The sequence below is a fragment of the Clostridium sp. genome (assembly GCF_051278035.1).
GTDB lineage: Bacteria > Bacillota > Clostridia > Clostridiales > Clostridiaceae > Clostridium_AD.
On sequence record NZ_JBNMNU010000091.1, the window covers coordinates 1 to 17218 of the forward strand.

The 17218-nt window shown below is 32.0% G+C and carries 15 protein-coding genes, 2 pseudogenes and 1 other annotated feature; of the genes and pseudogenes, 4 read left to right on the forward strand and 13 right to left on the reverse strand.

The features are described 5' to 3' along the window. Positions 1–1742 (reverse strand): DNA topoisomerase III (locus ACJAX4_RS13945; protein WP_435790063.1); only part of this gene is annotated, 1742 nt, incomplete at its 3' end. A 221-nt stretch (positions 1743–1963) separates the two neighbouring features. On the opposite strand from ACJAX4_RS13945, the gene ACJAX4_RS13950 reads away from it, so the two are divergent. Beyond that, positions 1964–2746, forward strand: coding sequence for an exonuclease domain-containing protein (locus tag ACJAX4_RS13950; protein ID WP_435790064.1), 783 nt, complete (start codon positions 1964–1966; stop codon positions 2744–2746). Between the two features lie 43 nt (positions 2747–2789). Here the strand turns inward: ACJAX4_RS13950 and ACJAX4_RS13955 are convergent, their stop codons facing one another. Further along, complete coding sequence (locus ACJAX4_RS13955; protein WP_435790065.1) at positions 2790–3236, reverse strand: hypothetical protein; 447 nt, start codon at positions 3234–3236, stop codon at positions 2790–2792. 576 nt (positions 3237–3812) lie between these two features. Between ACJAX4_RS13955 and ACJAX4_RS13960 the strand changes: the two genes are divergently transcribed. Further along, the gene (locus tag ACJAX4_RS13960; RefSeq protein ID WP_435790066.1) at positions 3813–4133 is read left to right on the forward strand and encodes a DUF1540 domain-containing protein; all 321 of its coding nucleotides are present in this window, start codon (positions 3813–3815) and stop codon (positions 4131–4133) included. Between the two features lie 67 nt (positions 4134–4200). Here the strand turns inward: ACJAX4_RS13960 and ACJAX4_RS13965 are convergent, their stop codons facing one another. From ACJAX4_RS13965 to ACJAX4_RS14000, 8 genes and pseudogenes are all read right to left on the reverse strand, one after another. Further along, a complete protein-coding gene (locus ACJAX4_RS13965) occupies positions 4201–4746 on the reverse strand; it encodes an NADH peroxidase (protein WP_435790067.1) in 546 nt (181 codons plus the stop codon). A gap of 114 nt (positions 4747–4860) precedes the next feature. Further along, entirely contained in the window at positions 4861–5541 is a 681-nt protein-coding gene (locus ACJAX4_RS13970) for a pseudouridine synthase (protein WP_435790068.1), read from the reverse strand. Positions 5542–5763: 222 nt separating this feature from the next. Next, the gene (locus ACJAX4_RS13975) at positions 5764–5928 is read right to left on the reverse strand and encodes a hypothetical protein (RefSeq protein WP_435790069.1); all 165 of its coding nucleotides are present in this window, start codon (positions 5926–5928) and stop codon (positions 5764–5766) included. Then, positions 5911–6096: pseudogene (locus tag ACJAX4_RS13980) on the reverse strand (aconitase family protein); the annotation flags it as partial. The gene ACJAX4_RS13975 and the pseudogene ACJAX4_RS13980, both read right to left, overlap by 18 nt. Before the next feature lie 88 nt (positions 6097–6184). Then, complete coding sequence (locus tag ACJAX4_RS13985; RefSeq protein ID WP_435790070.1) at positions 6185–6889, reverse strand: carbohydrate ABC transporter permease; 705 nt, start codon at positions 6887–6889, stop codon at positions 6185–6187. A gap of 128 nt (positions 6890–7017) precedes the next feature. Continuing rightward, positions 7018–7944, reverse strand: coding sequence for a carbohydrate ABC transporter permease (locus tag ACJAX4_RS13990; RefSeq protein WP_435790071.1), 927 nt, complete (start codon positions 7942–7944; stop codon positions 7018–7020). A 45-nt stretch (positions 7945–7989) separates the two neighbouring features. After that, entirely contained in the window at positions 7990–9366 is a 1377-nt protein-coding gene (locus ACJAX4_RS13995; protein WP_435790072.1) for an ABC transporter substrate-binding protein, read from the reverse strand. Positions 9367–9514: 148 nt separating this feature from the next. Then, positions 9515–10582 (reverse strand): mannose-1-phosphate guanylyltransferase, encoded by a 1068-nt coding sequence (locus tag ACJAX4_RS14000; protein WP_435790073.1) that lies wholly within the window; start codon positions 10580–10582, stop codon positions 9515–9517. A gap of 198 nt (positions 10583–10780) precedes the next feature. Between ACJAX4_RS14000 and ACJAX4_RS14005 the strand changes: the two genes are divergently transcribed. Next, positions 10781–10984 carry a hypothetical protein gene (locus tag ACJAX4_RS14005; RefSeq protein ID WP_435790074.1) on the forward strand — a complete coding sequence of 68 codons (204 nt, stop codon included), beginning with the start codon at positions 10781–10783 and terminating at the stop codon, positions 10982–10984. 73 nt (positions 10985–11057) lie between these two features. Here ACJAX4_RS14005 and ACJAX4_RS14010 read toward each other — a convergent pair whose 3' ends face one another. From ACJAX4_RS14010 to ileS, 3 genes are all read right to left on the reverse strand, one after another. Continuing rightward, on the reverse strand, positions 11058–11438 hold the full coding sequence (locus ACJAX4_RS14010; RefSeq protein ID WP_435790075.1) for a HipA N-terminal domain-containing protein: 381 nt from the start codon (positions 11436–11438) through the stop codon (positions 11058–11060). 351 nt (positions 11439–11789) lie between these two features. Next, positions 11790–12788 carry a LacI family DNA-binding transcriptional regulator gene (locus tag ACJAX4_RS14015; RefSeq protein ID WP_435790076.1) on the reverse strand — a complete coding sequence of 333 codons (999 nt, stop codon included), beginning with the start codon at positions 12786–12788 and terminating at the stop codon, positions 11790–11792. Positions 12789–12973: 185 nt separating this feature from the next. Further along, positions 12974–16075, reverse strand: a complete 3102-nt coding sequence (gene ileS / locus ACJAX4_RS14020; RefSeq protein WP_435790077.1) for an isoleucine--tRNA ligase — start codon at positions 16073–16075, stop codon at positions 12974–12976. A 49-nt stretch (positions 16076–16124) separates the two neighbouring features. Beyond that, positions 16125–16343, reverse strand: a binding site (T-box leader). 415 nt (positions 16344–16758) lie between these two features. Between ileS and ACJAX4_RS14025 the strand changes: the two are divergent. Beyond that, positions 16759–17218, forward strand: a pseudogene (locus ACJAX4_RS14025) (glutamine synthetase); the annotation flags it as partial.

The following is a 17218-nucleotide window of genomic DNA, read 5'->3' on the forward strand; positions in this document are numbered from 1 at the left end:
GCATATTCTCTCATATCCTTTACGAAATTCATTGAATTAGCTTTTCCTTTACTTATAAGTTGAAGCTGTTTTTCCCACTTAGCAGTAAGCTCAGGGGATTTTAATTCTTGTGGTACTAACCCTATTAGCTGTATTCCTTTTGAGGTAGGAAAAATATCTTTACCCCTTCTCTCCATATAGAAAATATTAAATAATTTTTCTATAACATCTGCCCTTGTTGCAGAGGTTCCTAAGCCTGAAGTATTATCCAAGGCTTCCCTTAAACTCTCATCCTGAATATCTTTCCCTGGATGCTCCATAGCTGTTAGAAGCGTTGCTTCATTAAATCTTGCAGGTGGCTTTGTTTTCTCATTCACAGATTTAGCTAAAGTAAGTTTAACCGCTTCACCTTTGTTTATTTCTGGAAGTGATTGATCTTTTTCTTCGCTGCCCTCAGAACTGCTTATTTCTTTCCAGCCCTTAGATTTAACTATTTTTCCTTTTGCGGAAAAGCTTTCACCCTTAACATTTATTTTCACAGTAGTTTGCTCATACTCAAAAGCTGGGCTTAGGACTTCTAAGAATCTTTTTATAACTAGGTCATAAATGCTTTTTTCTTCTTTGTTAAGCCTTGACAAATCTACATGCTCCTCCGTAGGAATTATAGCATGATGATCCGATACCTTGCTATTGTCGACAAGTCTATTTGTAGTATGAATTCTACCTTTTATTATGCTCCTAGCAGCTTTCTCATATGGTCCTATTGCTATGCTCTTCAATCTATCAAGTAATGTAGCTACTATATCTGTGGTAATATGCCTAGAGTCTGTTCTTGGATATGATAATATCTTATGAGTTTCATATAATTTCTGCATTATATTAAGAGTTTGCTTTGCAGAGTATCCAAATTTTCTATTTGCATCTCTTTGAAGCTCTGTTAAATCATATGCAAGTGGTGGAAGCTCTTTTTTAGATGTTTTGTTAACTTCTACAACAGTGCCCATTTGATTATTTACCTTAGTAACTACATCTTCTGCCTTTTGCTTGTCAAAAGTCCGCGTGTCTCCATTTTTGCTTGACCAATTCACTATAAAATTATTTACCTTACCATTTACTGTCCAGTAATCCTTCCCAACGAATTTTTTTATTTCATTTTCTCTATCAACAATAAGTGCTAACGTAGGCGTCTGTACCCTTCCAGCTGATAATTGAGCATTATATTTACAAGTTAATGCCCTAGTTACGTTGAGGCCTATAAGCCAATCGGCCTCTGCTCTTGATTGAGCTGCCCAAAATAGATTTTCATAATCTCTCCCAGGTTTAAGATTGGCGAATCCATCTTTAATTGCTTTTTCTGTTTGGGAGGATATCCACAATCTCTTTATAGGCTTTTTAAACCCCGCCTTTTGAATGATCCAACGCGCTACTAGTTCTCCCTCACGTCCAGCATCTGTGGCTATAACAAGCTCATCTACATCTGCTCTTTTCAGAAGTTCATTCACAATTTTATATTGCTTTGAAGTTTCCTTAATAATTACCAATTTTAAATCCTTAGGCAACATAGGAAGATCTTCCATCTTCCAGCTTTTATATTTTTGATCATAATCTTCTGGACCCGCTAGTGTAACAAGATGGCCTAATGCCCAAGTTACAATATACTTTTGTCCCATTAAATAGCCATTTCCGCCTTGTCTGCAATTTAAGACTTTTGCAAGTTCTTTTCCAACGGAAGGTTTTTCTGCTAAAACTAATGTTTTTCCCATATATAAAACTTCCTCTCAAATGTTGTAATTATACTGCTTCAAGTGATATTATTAAGCTATATATATCAAAATACCTATAACCTAATATACATACTATATATAGTATAAACTATTTTATACCCATTGTTCAATTTTTTGTTAGTTTAGACTTAGCAATGATGGTATTTTTTGCTGCCATAAATGATATAATATATAATAAAAATAAGTTTAGAGGTAAAAAGATGAATTATATAATATTTGATTTAGAATTTAATCAAGGCTTTAATTTTGATAATGGACCTAATAATATTATAAACCCTAAATGTCCTTTTGAAATAATTCAAATAGGTGCCGTAAGGTTAAGTGACACTTTAAAGACAGTTGAAACCTTAGATATATTGATAAAACCAGAAATATATACTAGGCTTAATCCTTTCGTACAAAGACTTACAGGGATAACGACTGATGAATTAGATAATGGTAAGTCCTTCAAAGAAATGTATAAAAAATTTACAGACTTCATAAAAACTGATAGGAATATACTGTGTGTATGGGGAATGGCCGATATAAAAGAACTCTTTAGAAATATAGAGTATTATGAATTGGATACTTCACTTATGCCTCTAGAGTACATAAACATTCAACCGTACGTCTCTAAAATGTTTGACTGCAAAAAAGGAATTAGTATTGGCCTAGGTAATGCAGCTACCTTGCTCGACATATCCATAGATGGCAAATTCCACAATGCGCTTGTTGATGCACAATATACCTCAGCCGTTTTCAAGAAAATTTACAATAATGAAATTAAACCCAAGGTATATAATCCTCACAAAAACACAAGTTTAAATAGATACAACAATCAGAAATACAAAACCAATTTTTGTAGTTTAATTGATCAATTCGAAAAAATGTTTAAGAGAGAGATTACTGATGAGGAAAAATCAATAATTAAACTAGCCTTTGTTATGGGTAAAACAAATCAATTTCAAATTAAAGATTCCCCTTCAAAAACAATATTAAAGTAAAAGCAGTATAGAAATATCTTCTATACTGCTTTTTTAATACTAGTTAATCTTCTACTTCTTCACTTGGCTTAACAAATTCTAACTCAATTTTTTTGTTTTCTAAATTAGCTTTCCTATTATCTAATGTATTAAGATTTATTGGATGAGCAATCATATCTTCTGGCGTACTCATTATAAATCTATTCAAATAAATTTTTCCATTTGGAGTATTTGCTACAGCATAAGGTTCTGTATATTTTTTAAATAGAACCCATGTATAAGTATTGTTAATTACTCTACTAATATCGTCTTTATCAATTATTGTTCTTGCCTTCTCTTTGCCATATCTGTCTCTTAATATCACAGCAACAGAGTTTTCATCTGATTCTTCATAATCATTAATTATATTTTGGTCGTATACTTCAAGGTTGCACTTTCTATTGTCTAAAGTATCCCCATTGATATGTCTAACAGGTGATTTTGGATGAACCTCTAATATAAATGACTGCAAACTTTGCTTTCTTCTATATTTCTTTTCTTCGATATAATAACTACCTAAATTTTGTGCTAAGAAATTATTAAAATCTTTATTCCATTCTGCAAACCAACGACCTTTTTCTAATACCCTTTGTAAATCCTGCGTATCTATTTTACAATCAATTGTTGTACCATCTTTCTTAACTAATTTTAAATAAGTAACTTCTTCTAGTGTTTGGTATTTATTGGATTTTACTTCTACTTTAGGAGTTTCTTTTTTAGTGATTTCTGTTTTGTTTTCATTTCCGTTTTTAATGATAGGACACCTCTTTCTTCTATTTAGGCATCTTCAAAAAAATAACCAGTCAGCATACTAGCATATTTTTCCTTATGCCTTATAAGGGATTTTAAATTATTTATAGCTTCAATATTTCCCTAATTTTTAATTACAACTCATTTTTTTCTAGAACACACATGTTTATTTTACTACATTATTCTTATTATACCACATTCATTAACTTAAAACAATTGAATGTTTTTATAAGAATTATAAATATTATCTTCTAATTCCGGTTAAACTTCTTATTAGATATACTAAGGAGGAGATACCATGTCAAAAATCAACTGTAATGTTTCCAATTGCTCACATAACGATAAAAATATATGTTTTGCTAACGTAATAAATGTTGGTGGAAAAAGCGCTAAAAAAGACTGTGACACTTGTTGCGCTTCTTTTTTAGATTCTGTGACTTATAATGATCTTACAAATAACATTAATGAAAAGGGCCACGAGTGCAGCGCTATTACCTGTAATGTAGGTGCTTGCACCTATAATTCTAATAGTATGTGTAATGCTGAGTCTATAGATGTCAACGGTGAAAATGTTGTTCTTTACACGCAAACTGACTGTTTGACTTTTAAAATCAAATAAACTAACCGCTTTACAAAAAAAATAAAAGGTTCCTTAGTATCATTACAAAGGAACCTTTTATTTTTATTTATTTATCAAAATATCTTTCTAAAAGCCCTTTAAAGGCCATTCCATGACGTGCTTCATCTTTACACATTTCGTGTACTGTATCATGAATAGCATCAAGATTTTTCTCTTTTGCAAGAGCTGCAAGATTCTTCTTACCAGCACAAGCTCCATACTCGGCTTCAACTCTCGCCTTTAAGTTTTCTTTAGTATTAGGTTTTACAACTTCACCTAAAAGCTCCGCAAACTTAGATGCATGATCTGCTTCTTCATAAGCAATTCTTTTATATACATCACCAATCTCTGGAAGCCCTTCTCTGTATGCCTGCCTACCCATAGCAAGATACATACCCACCTCTGTGCATTCCGCTATAAAGTTTGCTCTAAGATCATTTATAATCTGGCTATCAACATCCTTTGCCACACCAATTATATGTTCATCTGCCCATACTAAGTCATCCTTCATCTCGTTAAATTTACTTTTATCAGCCTTACAAATTGGGCATATTTCTGGTGGCTGCTCTCCCTCATGAATATATCCACATATACTACAAACAAATCTTTTCATTATAATCCTCCTATGTATAATATACTTTTTCACTATAGTATTTTTCTTTTTCATATATTTTACTCAAGGATTATAAAAATTAAATTTAAAAATATATAAAACCATCTTATACCTTCATCTATTCCATAATTCTATCACTTCAGCCTCTGTTAGGTAGCGCCATGCACCAATATCTATCCCTTTGATTTCAATATTAATAATCCGAATCCGCTCGAGTCTCAAAACTGTGTATCCAAAAACTTTACTCATTCTACGAATTTGCCGATTTAGTCCTTGTGTTAGAATAATACGAAAAGTATCAGTGCTTACTCTGCCAATTTTGCAAGGCCTCGTGTTAACGCTACGAATTTGTACCCCCTCAGACATGCCTTTCATAAAAAGATCATCAAAAGGCTTGTTTAAAGTTACTATATACTCTTTCTCGTGTTCATTCTCAGAGCCTAAAATTTTATTTGTTAGTTCCCCATCATTTGTCATTAAAATTAACCCCTCAGATGCTTTGTCCAATCTACCAACGGGAAAAATATAGTCTGGATAATTCATAAAATCAATTATATTTGTTTCTACACTTTTTGCTGCGGTACAAGTAATTCCTATAGGTTTATTTAGTGCAATATATATTTTATCTTTTGGAATAATAGTTTCATTATCAATAAGAATAATATCCTCTTCTTCCACCCACTGTCCTTGCGTGCACATCTCACCATTTACTATTATCCTATTTTCTTGAATTAGTCTATTCGCCTCTGTTCTTGAACAAATACCATAATTGCTAAGAAGTTTATTTATTCTCATTTTAAAGTTATATCCTTTCACTCTTTCATTTAATTCACTCTAATATATCTGTTTCATTATACCAAATATATGTGAACTTTAACCCTATACATAAAAATAACTCATAAGCGATGTGCCCACGAGTTATTTAGTAGTAACAATTAAGTATTAAATTCACATAAAGATTTAATTCCTGCCTTAATGTAACATTAACACTTTTAAACCCAGTGCCGACTGGTGTAGTCACATTCCCTTTAAGTGCAACCTTATTTTTTTAATACTTTTTAAAACATAGGACGATATAGGCGTATTAATTTCTTCTATAACCTCTGCACCCATCCTCACTATTTCCCAAGAAATTTTAACGCCGCTTTGCTCTATTACTTTGACAGCAGCCTTGGTAAGCATTCCTATGCCTCCGCCAGTAGGAGTATGACTATCTGGACTAAGTAGTGTTTCGCCTGGGACTCCAAATCTTTCTAAATGAACTTGGAGGCAAATACCATTTTCCGGTCGTGTTTGTAAAATATTACGGTCAATATATGCAACGAATTTTTTATAGCGAGACTTATTTAAATCAACCCATTAATATTTTTAAATTTCTATGTCTATTATATACTGCCACTATTTCTTGTTTCCTAGGCATAGATAAACTTCCACCACTTTATCCCTTCACCGATCCAGCGGTCATACCTGCCACCAGATATTTTTGAATAATACCAAACATAATAAATATAGGTATTAGAGCAATAACAGAACCCGCCGTCATCATCCCCCAGTTAATATCATACTTTCCAATAAACGAGTTAATTCCAGTAGGTAGAGTTTTAAGTACCTCTCTACTTATAAATATCGTGTTGAAAAATAATTCATTCCATGCACCTATAAAAGCAAACACAAAAGTGGCAATAATTCCTGGTTTCATTACAGGGAATATAATTCTAATCAATGCCTCTACTCTAGAACAACCATCAATCATTGCTGCCTCTTCCAGTGAATATGGTATCTTTTCAAAGAACCCTTTTATCATTAATGTACAAAAAGGAATATTCAAAACCGTATAAATTATTACTAGGCCTAGTAAGTTATTTATAAGTTTAAGCTTTGAAAACAGTAAAAATATAGGTATAATAATTGCCACTACAGGAACCATTTGTGTAGCAAGAAATATTAAAAGTGTAAGTTTTTTTCCTGCAAATTTAAACCTTGCTAAAGAGTATCCTGCAAAAAGTGTTATTGTCGATGTCACTATAGCAGAAGTAGAACTTACTATCATACTATTCCTAAAATATACTGGGAAATTTGTAGTCTTCAATATATTCCTATAATTTTCAAGTGTAGGATGCTTAGGTAGGTATGTTATTGGCAAAGTCAATATCTCCTTAACCGGCTTAATAGATGTTAATAATATCCACAATATAGGAAATGTCATAAAAATGAAGAATATTAGCATTAAACTATATCTTACTATTTTATTTAATTTATTTTCTCTGTTCATTAAAAGTCACCTGCCTTATCAAACTTTGTAACTAATAAATAAAGCATGGTATAAACCATTAGTATCACCATAAAAATAACGCTAAGAGCAGATGCCTGTCCAAAATCAAGTGCTTTATACGCTTTGAAAATTATGAAAGAAGCTAAGGTATTTGAAGAATTCAAAGGACCTCCAGTTGTTAATATGTAAATAATATCTGCAAAACTAAATATCCATATTGCCCTAAGTAACAGAGTTGTAATAATAGTCGGTTTTATATACGCAAGTGTTATTTTGAAAAATTTAGCTCCTCTTCCAGCTCCATCAATATCTGCAGCTTCGTATAAATCTTCAGGAATTGATTGAAGTGCAGCCAAAATCATTATGGTAAAAAACGGTATTCCATACCATACATTGGCCACTATAGCAGACATAAGGGAAGTACTTGTTTGTGATAAAAATGAAATAGGCTCTTGTATCAAATGTAGTTTCATAAATATATCATTTATAACTCCATATTGACCGTTAAACATCCATTTCCATATTAGACCAATTAAAAAACCTGGAACTGCCCATGGTGCAAGGACTAATGCCTGGTATAACCCTCTTAACTTAAATTTTGTGTTTAGAATCAATGCTAAAATTAACCCTAGAAAAAATTGAAAACTTATTGAACCAAAAACCCACCAAAAAGAATTTCTTAAGACCTGAAAAAAATCTTTTTCTGCAAAAACAGCCTTATAATTATCTAACCCGTTAAAATAAATATTAGAATCATTTAGTTTATAATGCATGAATGAAGTTTGAATTCCTTTTACAATTGGATATCCAATAAAAATTAAGATTAATATTATGCCCGGCAATACATATAAATAAGGTTCAATAGACTTCTTAGTAATTCTTTTTTTGATAACTTTTTTTGATAACATTGATTTCTGAACTTCCAAGTCGCCTCCTCCTCTCAATAGAAATGGGGCAATGCCCCATTCATTTTATTTGATGCTTTTATTGTACTTATCATTTGCAGTCTCTAAATATGTTGATATATAATCCAATGTTTCTTCTGCAGTTTGTTTTTTTAATAAATACCCCTGGAGCTGCTCAACAACAATTTTACTAGTGAATTCTCCCCACTCTGGCAAATATTCTGGTCCATAAAACATAACCGTATTTGGATCCTCTAAAGTCTTTGTATAAGCTGAAATATATCCTTCTTTAAAATAAGGATCCTCAAAAGCTGATTTTGTTATAGGAATAACTGAATTATTCTTTCCCCATTTAATACTTATTTCAGGGCTCACCATATATGATATAAATTTCCATACGGCTTCTTTGTTTTGAGATGCACTTGTCATGGATAACCCTATATATCCGCCAGCTATATATCTCTTCCCATCGGGTCCCACAGGACAAAGTCCTGTTTCAAAAGTGCCTTTTTCCATCTTCTCTGCAGCAGTTACAGCAACTTCTGAATCTTGTATTAATAAGCCTGCACTCCCTGAGGTAAATGCATTAACCGTCTCTGCATATCCCCAATTAAGAGAGTCCTTTGGTGCACTATTAAAATACATATCCGTGAATTTTTTAAAACCTTCAAGAGCCTCTGGTTTCCTGAGAACACATTTACCATCCTCATCAAAGTAATTGGTGAAACCTCCATTCGTCATCATGAAATTAGACATTAGTGTCCAATTCCCAGCTCCTCCTCTAAATGCATATCCGTACTCGTTTTTTTCTTTATCAGTAAGTTTAGCCGCGGCATTAGTAAAGTCATCTATTGTCTTAGGGACATCAATATTAGCCTTCTTTAGCCAGTCATTTCTATAATACATTGCCTGAAAATAAAGGCTATGTGGAATTACATACTGGGTATCTTTAAATGCCTTTCCAAGCTTAAGACCTGATTCTGATAGAGTATCCTTATCCTCGTACTCGTTAAGGTATGGCCCTAAATCCTCTAGTTTTCCCGTTGCACCAATTTCAGAAACCCAATTGGCACCCAGTTCAATAACATCTGGTAATTGGTCTGCAGCCGACAAAATAACAATCTTATCGTGTGCCTGCTCCCAAGGTTCTGAAATAAGTTCAACTTTTATGTCCTTGTTTTTTAATTCAAAATCAGCAATTAATTCTTTTACAAATTTAGTCCTCTCAGGACTAGTTAGTGTCTCCATAAACTGAATGTTTTTTACTTTACTATCGGAACTTGCACTTCTACTACATCCAGAAAACGCAAAAGAAAAAACTAATGTAAGTACTAAAAACATAGATACTTTCTTCATTTTATACATCCCTCCCCCAAAGCAAAAGCTCATTATTTTTCTATTACTTTTCACTTTCTTTTTTACATTCTTAGTTATAATTTCCATTACTAATCCTCCTTAATAAATAATAAAATTTAATACCTTATAATATTAAGTTCGATAATAAACATAAATATCCTTTTTTTACAATAAATTCTTTATTAATAGAAAAAGTTCCATCACATACAATGCGATGAAACTTTTTAACATTATATTATATATATTTTCCCATTTCCTCATTTCCTTTAAGTTCACTTACCAGATGCTTAATATCCTGGTCCTTATTTTTATCCATTACTAATATAACATCTCCTGCATCCACAATTATAAGGTCCTTTATACCAAATCCAATTATAAGTCTTTCTTTCCCAAATACAGAGCAGTTTTCACTCTCTTTCATAAATGTATTACCCAAAATATTGTTACCGCGATAATTACTTAGAAACCTTGTAAGTGCTGCAAAAGTTCCTATGTCATCCCATACAAACTCACATTTTATAGTAAAAGCCTTTCTGGTTTTCTGCATTATCCCAAAATCTACAGATATCCCATCTATTTCATTATATTGTTCTTTTATTACTTCACTTTCTTCTTCTGTACCAATTACTTGATATATAATCATTAATCTCTTATACATCTTAGGTAAATACCTCTCCATCTCTCGTAAAAATACATCTGCTCTCCACACAAACATTCCACTATTCCAAAGGAAATTTCCTTTTAAGAGCAAATCCATTGCCACTTCAACGTTAGGTTTTTCTAAAAATCGTTCTACTTTGAACGTAGGTATATCACCATTTACCCGATCTCCCATTTCTATATAACCATAACCAGTTTCTGGCCTCGAGGGCTGTACACCTATGGTGATTAGCCCTCTTTTTTTATTTGCAACTTCAACTGCTTGTAAAATAGTTTTCTTAAATTCCTTTTCATTTTCTATATAATGGTCAGAAGGTAGCACTATCATTGTGGCTTCCTTGTCCTGTTTTAATAACTTTGCAGCAGACAAACCTATACATGTGGCTGTCTCCTTATTACTAGGCTCTACAAATATATTAGATTTACGGATTTCTGGAAGTTCATCACAAATTTTTTCAAAATACTCATCATTTGTAACTACATAAATATTCACATTACTAACTAAACATTTTATTCTATCCACAGTGCTTCTTAAAAAGCTCTTATTATTAATAATATTCAAAAACTGTTTAGGGTTTTGTGCACGAGATAGAGGGTAAAGTCTTGTTCCTTTTCCACCTGCTAATATTAGTACATATAGCAAAAAATACCACTCCAACTTATTACTCATTCCATTTTATGAGCCATCACTTCATGTTGTGAGAACAATTTTGAATAATGGTAGATTACATTTTCTTTTATTGCATATTTTAATAGGTTTTTATCCATTATATATAATGAAAATCAATTTCGTTTTCGACCAAGATTTTTGAAAATATATTATGAAAGGAAGGATTAGACGATGTCACATAAAAATACTCCTTACCCTTTTGACGGTATGCCTGATGAAGATTACTTTGGAGAACTCGGAACGTCATCCAGCACCATGGAAAACCTAGTACCTAAGGACAATAACCCTAGCAATAGAGAAATTGATCATAATGATACAATTGAAAGAAAACCTAAAGGCGCTTTTAGTGACTTTTCAATTTTTCCTATGGATTAAATGCCATAAAAAATGTGCACGAATGAAAATATATTTTCATTCGTGCACATTTTTTATTCAAGCATATTTATTTCTAATCTAAATTATTATTCTCATCATTAAAAGGCGAAACAAATTCCAACCTATCAGTTGTGGTTTTGCCTCCACTTCTTTTTAGTAATTCAAATGAATCGTACTCTTTAAGTTTATACTCTTTTAAAAGAGAATTTGCCTCTCTTTTACAAGGAAGTCGCTCCGAAAATGAATGAAATAACTCTTCTCTAAAATACTCTACATCTAGCCTTGGAAACTGAGGTAATGATAAAAATCCATACTCTTCAGCTTTTTTGACGCCATCAGTATCATATTTAAAATAATATTTTCCACCTCTTCTACACAATTCCCCTACTTTAAAAGATTCTTCTTGCTCGTTTTTCCACATCATCCACATTATATTCTCCACTTCGTTAGCCATCCCTCTCATCTCATTTCATGTTAAAATTTCTATATTATCAGTATATTAATATTATACTAACTATATAATAAATATCAAGTCAAAAAAACTGCACAATGCCAAGTTTTTTTACTTCTTTATGTAGTATTATAGACTATTATTGATTATTTTGTCTATAGAATTACATTCATGTTTATTTTTTGTGTTAATTTTTCCATATCTCTTTTTTATTTCTAAGAAATTCCTATTCCATTCTTTCATATACTATTTCATTCGAATAACACAATTCATTACCTCCGACTTCTTAATTTAAAAGTTATAGATAATGTAAAAAGTCTTATTAAACCCCAATCGGATTAACAAGACTTTTTATTATTTACAGGAATCTCTCTCCACTATTCTATAAGGTAATACAAAATGTTTCTCATCAACCTTTAGATTATTTATAGATTTTATTAGCATCCTCATACTTACAGACCCCATGTCATACATCGGCTGAGCTACTGTTGTAAGTTTAGGATAGAATGTTGAGGCTGAATAAATATCATCAAAACCCATTACATCTACATCAGATGGTACACTTATGGATTTATCTCTTAATGCGTTTATTACTCCCATAGCAATTTCATCACTAACGCAGAATACTGCATCTACCTTTATTCCCTTATCTAATATAGCATTAATTCCAACATAACCATCCCTAGCCTTGACTCCGCCACAGTAAACTAAATCTTTATTAAGGCTTATTCCCATTTCCTCTAATCCTTTTTGGTAGCCTATGTATCTTCTAGATTGAGCATTAATTTTTTCTGTAGTGGTACCAATATATGCAATGTTTTTGTTTCCTTTATTTATTAAATATGTAACCGCATCTTTTGCTGCCATTACATTGTCAATTGCGACGCTAGGGAATATACCATCGTCATCTGTAGTTTCTACAAGAACTATTGGCATTTCTAGGTCCTTAATTAAACTTACAACATTATCTTCTATGGAATTACTCATGTATATAACTCCATCTATCATCTTCTCTTTAAGAATTCTTAAAGCTTCCATTTCTTTATCTACATCTAAATCTGCATTACAAAGCATAATATTATAATTATAAATATTAGCTACATCCTCGCAACCCCTAACGATTTCAGGATAAAACTGGTTAGATATATCTGGTATAATTATACCTATTGTGCTAGATTTCTGTGTTTTTAAACTTCTGGCAACTATATTAGGTCTATACGACAATTTTTTTATAGCGTCTTTTACTTTCTTCTTAGTATCTTCATTTACAACATCTATGTTATTTAAAACCCTAGATACTGTTGCAATAGAAACTCCCGCTTCCCTTGCAACATCTTTTATTGAAGCAGCCATATCTCTCAACTCCTACTATTTTCTTATCTTACCATTATACTTATAAAAACATTTTTTTTCAAGTTTTAATATTCTTTATAATTTTAATGTTCCCAAATAAAATAATTTTCCATCAATATTCATAAATTGTTACCTTTTTAAAAAAGTATGTGACAAATATCACATACTTTCAAAAATGATTTTACTTATAATTTTTCTAAAACTAATCCTAACTCTTCTCCATTTACCTTAACTTCATTGTATTCTCTTTTGGAGTTGTGTATAACTTCAACAGCTAAAGTATCCCGTTTAATTTGGTCTTCAAACTTCAAAATTATATTTTGGAGCATTTCATTTCCTGATACGTAGATCCTAATCTTATCAGCAACTTCAAAGCCACTTTCTTTTCTCATATTTTGAATCCTGCTTAAGATCTCACGCACGTTTCCTTCCTCTTTAAGATCCTGCGTGATGTTAGTATCTAAGACTACTCCCATCTCACCTTCCCCAGCAAACGCATATCCGGAAAGTCCTTGCATTGTAACAAGTAGCCTTTCACTATTGAGTTCTATTTCTGTTCCACCTACATTTATATTAACTACGTTGCCCTTATTTATAGTCTGAGCAAGCTCCATTTGGTTCATAGCCCCTATAGCTTTTTTGATACCAGGTATTAATTTACCAAATGGTTTACCTAGCACTGGTAGGTTTGGCTTAACTTCAAATTGAACATATTTAGAAAGATCAGCTCCTAGCTCTACTTCTTTAATATTAAGTTCATCTTTTACTATATCTCCATAATATTCTGGAAGAGTTCCTAGACTAACTAGCATTTTAGCAAGTGGCTGTCTGTTTTTTATATTTGCAGCATTTCTTGCACTTCTTCCTAGTTTAATCGTCTTATATGCTTTATCCATTTTATCCTCTAATTCTATGTCCACTTGGTCTTCATCACATTTAGGGAAAGAGCACAAATGAATACTCTCTGGTGCCTTCTCATCAAATGCCACCACTAAATTTTGATATAACTCTTCTGTTACAAATGGTATAAATGGAGCAGCCAGTTTAGCAAATGTTTCTATAACTCTATATAATGTCATATAAGCACCAATTTTATCATCAGTAAGGGACTCTACCCAATATCTTGATCTATTACGTCTTACATACCAGTTAGAAAGCTCATCAACAAAGGCTTCAAGCTCAAGTGCTCCTTGAGTTATTCTATAATTTTCTAAATGATCATCTACGTCTTTAACTAGTGAATTTAATTTTGACATCATCCATTTGTCCATAATATTCTCAGATTTAAAGCTCCTATATTTAGTTGGGTCAAAGTTATCTAATTCAGCATATAGAATGTAGAATGAGTATACATTCCAAAGTGTTCCTATGAATTTCCTTTGTGCATCAATAACTGCCGCTTCATAAAACCTTGAAGGAAGCCATGGCGCACTTGCTGTATAGAAATACCACCTCAGAGCATCTGCTCCTTGATTGTCAAGCACCGTAAATGGGCTTAGAACATTACCTTTATGCTTAGACATTTTTAGTCCATCTTTATCTAGCACATGCCCAAGTACAATACAGTTTTCAAATGGGTTTGTGTCAAATACTGTAGTTGATATTGCAAGTAATGTATAGAACCATCCTCTTGTTTGATCTACAGCTTCTGAAATAAATTGGGCTGGGAAATTTGCTTCAAACATCTCTTTATTTTCAAAAGGATAATGATGCTGTGCAAATGGCATAGATCCTGAATCAAACCAACAATCTATAACTTCTTCTACTCTAGCCATAGATTTACCACATTCTGGACATTTAAGATGTACATTATCTATAAATGGTTTATGAAGTTCTATTCCTTCTGGCACATCAATACCCTTTTCATTAAGCTCTGCTATACTCCCTATCATTTCACGATGACCGCATTCGCATTCCCATATTGGAAGTGGAGTTCCCCAATATCTAGTTCTACTTATGCTCCAATCAATAACGCCTTCAAGGAATTTACCCATTCTCCCGGTTCTCGTGTTATCTGGCATCCAATTTATTTTATTGTTATTTTCTAATAGTTTATCTCTTACTGAAGACATTCTCACAAACCAACTTTCTCTTGGGTAATACAAAAGTGGTGTATCGCATCTCCAACAGTGTGGATATGAATGTGTGAATTTTTCCGATTTATATAAAACATTATTTTCCTTAAGATATTCTAGTATCTTGGCATCAGCATCTTTAACAAAAATACCCTTCCATGGAGTAACACAATCTATAAATTTACCTTCTACATCAACTAGATTAATAAGTGGTAAATCATTTTGCTTACCAAGCATATTATCATCTTCACCATAAGCGGGAGCAATATGTACTATACCAGTACCATCTGATAAAGTTACAAAGTCTCCGTGAACTATATAAAAGGCTTTTTCCTCTGGCGTATAGAACTCAAACATTTGCTCATATTCTACTCCTAGAAGTTCTTCACCTTTAAATTCGCGTACAACTTCGTAGTCTCCTTCTAGTTTACCAAGTAACTCTCTTGAAAGTATTAAATGTTCATCTTCCTGGTTTACTTCAACATAATCATATTTTTTATTTATTGCAAGTGCTACATTACTTGGAAGTGTCCAAGGTGTTGTAGTCCAAACAAGTAAATATTTGTCTTCATCTTTTATTTTATATTTCACATAAGCTGAAGCCTCTTTTACATCCTTATATCCTTGAGCTACTTCATGAGAAGACAGTGAAGTTCCGCATCTTGGGCAATAAGGCATTACCTTATGGCCTTTGTACAATAAGTCCTTATCCCACATTTGTTTTAATGCCCACCAAACTGATTCTATGTAGTCATTATGATAAGTTACATATGGATTATCCATATCTATCCAGTATCCTACTCTCTCAGACATTTCTCTCCACATACTAACATAGCTAAAAACGCTGTCTTTACATTCTGTTACGAATTTTTCTACACCATAAGCCTCTATTCCAGGCTTACCAGAAATCCCAAGTTTCTTTTCTATTTCAAGTTCTACTGGAAGTCCATGAGTATCCCAACCCGCTTTTCTAGGAACTTTATATCCCTTCATTACCTTATATCTAGGGATTAAATCCTTCATAACCCTTGTTAAAACGTGTCCAATATGCGGCTTTCCATTGGCTGTTGGCGGTCCATCATAAAAAGTGAAGTTCTCTCCACCATCATTTAAATCGAAATTCTTTTGAATAATATCTTTTTCTTTCCAAAGCTTAAGTATGTCATTTTCCATATCCATAAAGCTTTTAGAAGAATCATTTTTTTTGTACATAATAAAACTCCTTTCAATATTCCATTTAAATATAAAAAAACCTCACCCTAAATAGGACGAAGTAAAATTCGTTATGCCACCTATACCATAAATACAAACTAAAGTACGATCATACTTTATCCCTTAACGCAGAAATACGGATAAGCTTACTAAATTTTCAGCTCTCAGCTCCTAGGTGATTTTCTTCAAACCTTCACTATGGGTTCTAAGCATACCCCACTCTCTGTAAGTTACCTGTTTGTTTACTTTTCCTAATCAAAGCTTTTCACTAGTTATAATTAATATGCACTTTTTATCATTATATTATATTGAATTTTCATTGTCAATTTTTTTTGTTATTTTCAGTTCTTATAATGAAGTAAAAACATATATATGTATATGTGATATAATGTTTTTTGTATAAATAATATTTCTATGATAAATAAAATTATAAATAAATATAGCAACCGTTTACAATAATGAAACCTCATTCATTCTTTCTTGCAAAATACCGTCATTTATATATATATAATTGTAATTAATGAAATTTTATATTGACAAGCTTTCATTTTTGTACTAAAATCAGTTTATTTATAACATTCATTTACTTTTACATTTGCTAACCATACTCTATTTTTAAAAATGCTAATGTAGTCGCCTTTGCGGCTTCTAAATATTAAATATATATTTGAAGGAGGACTAATATTTTGAAAAATCTAATTTATGTAATTCCTAAAGAAAAACATCTTGAAAAAGATATCAAAGAAATTTTGCTTGCCCACACCGAGGTGAAATTCGTCTCCCTAGTGGGTATTGATTTATCTGGAAACGATACTGATGAAAGAATTCCAATGAAAATATTTTTAGATGATATTACTGCTTTCTCTAAAGGAGCTATTCAAACTGACGGTTCTTCTGTAGTATTGCCTGGAATCGCAACTTTAAACAATGCTAAAACAGATATGCTAGCGGATCTTGACTGCAACTGGTTCGTTGATTATAATTATGAAAATATTGACCCAGAAACAGAATTACCTATAGGGACTTTAAAAATTCCATGTTTTCTATTGCACGATAATGTTCCAGTGGATTCAAGATCTATCTTAAAGAAATCCGTTGAATGTTTCAAATCAAATCTAAATGACCTATTTAAAAAATACCCTT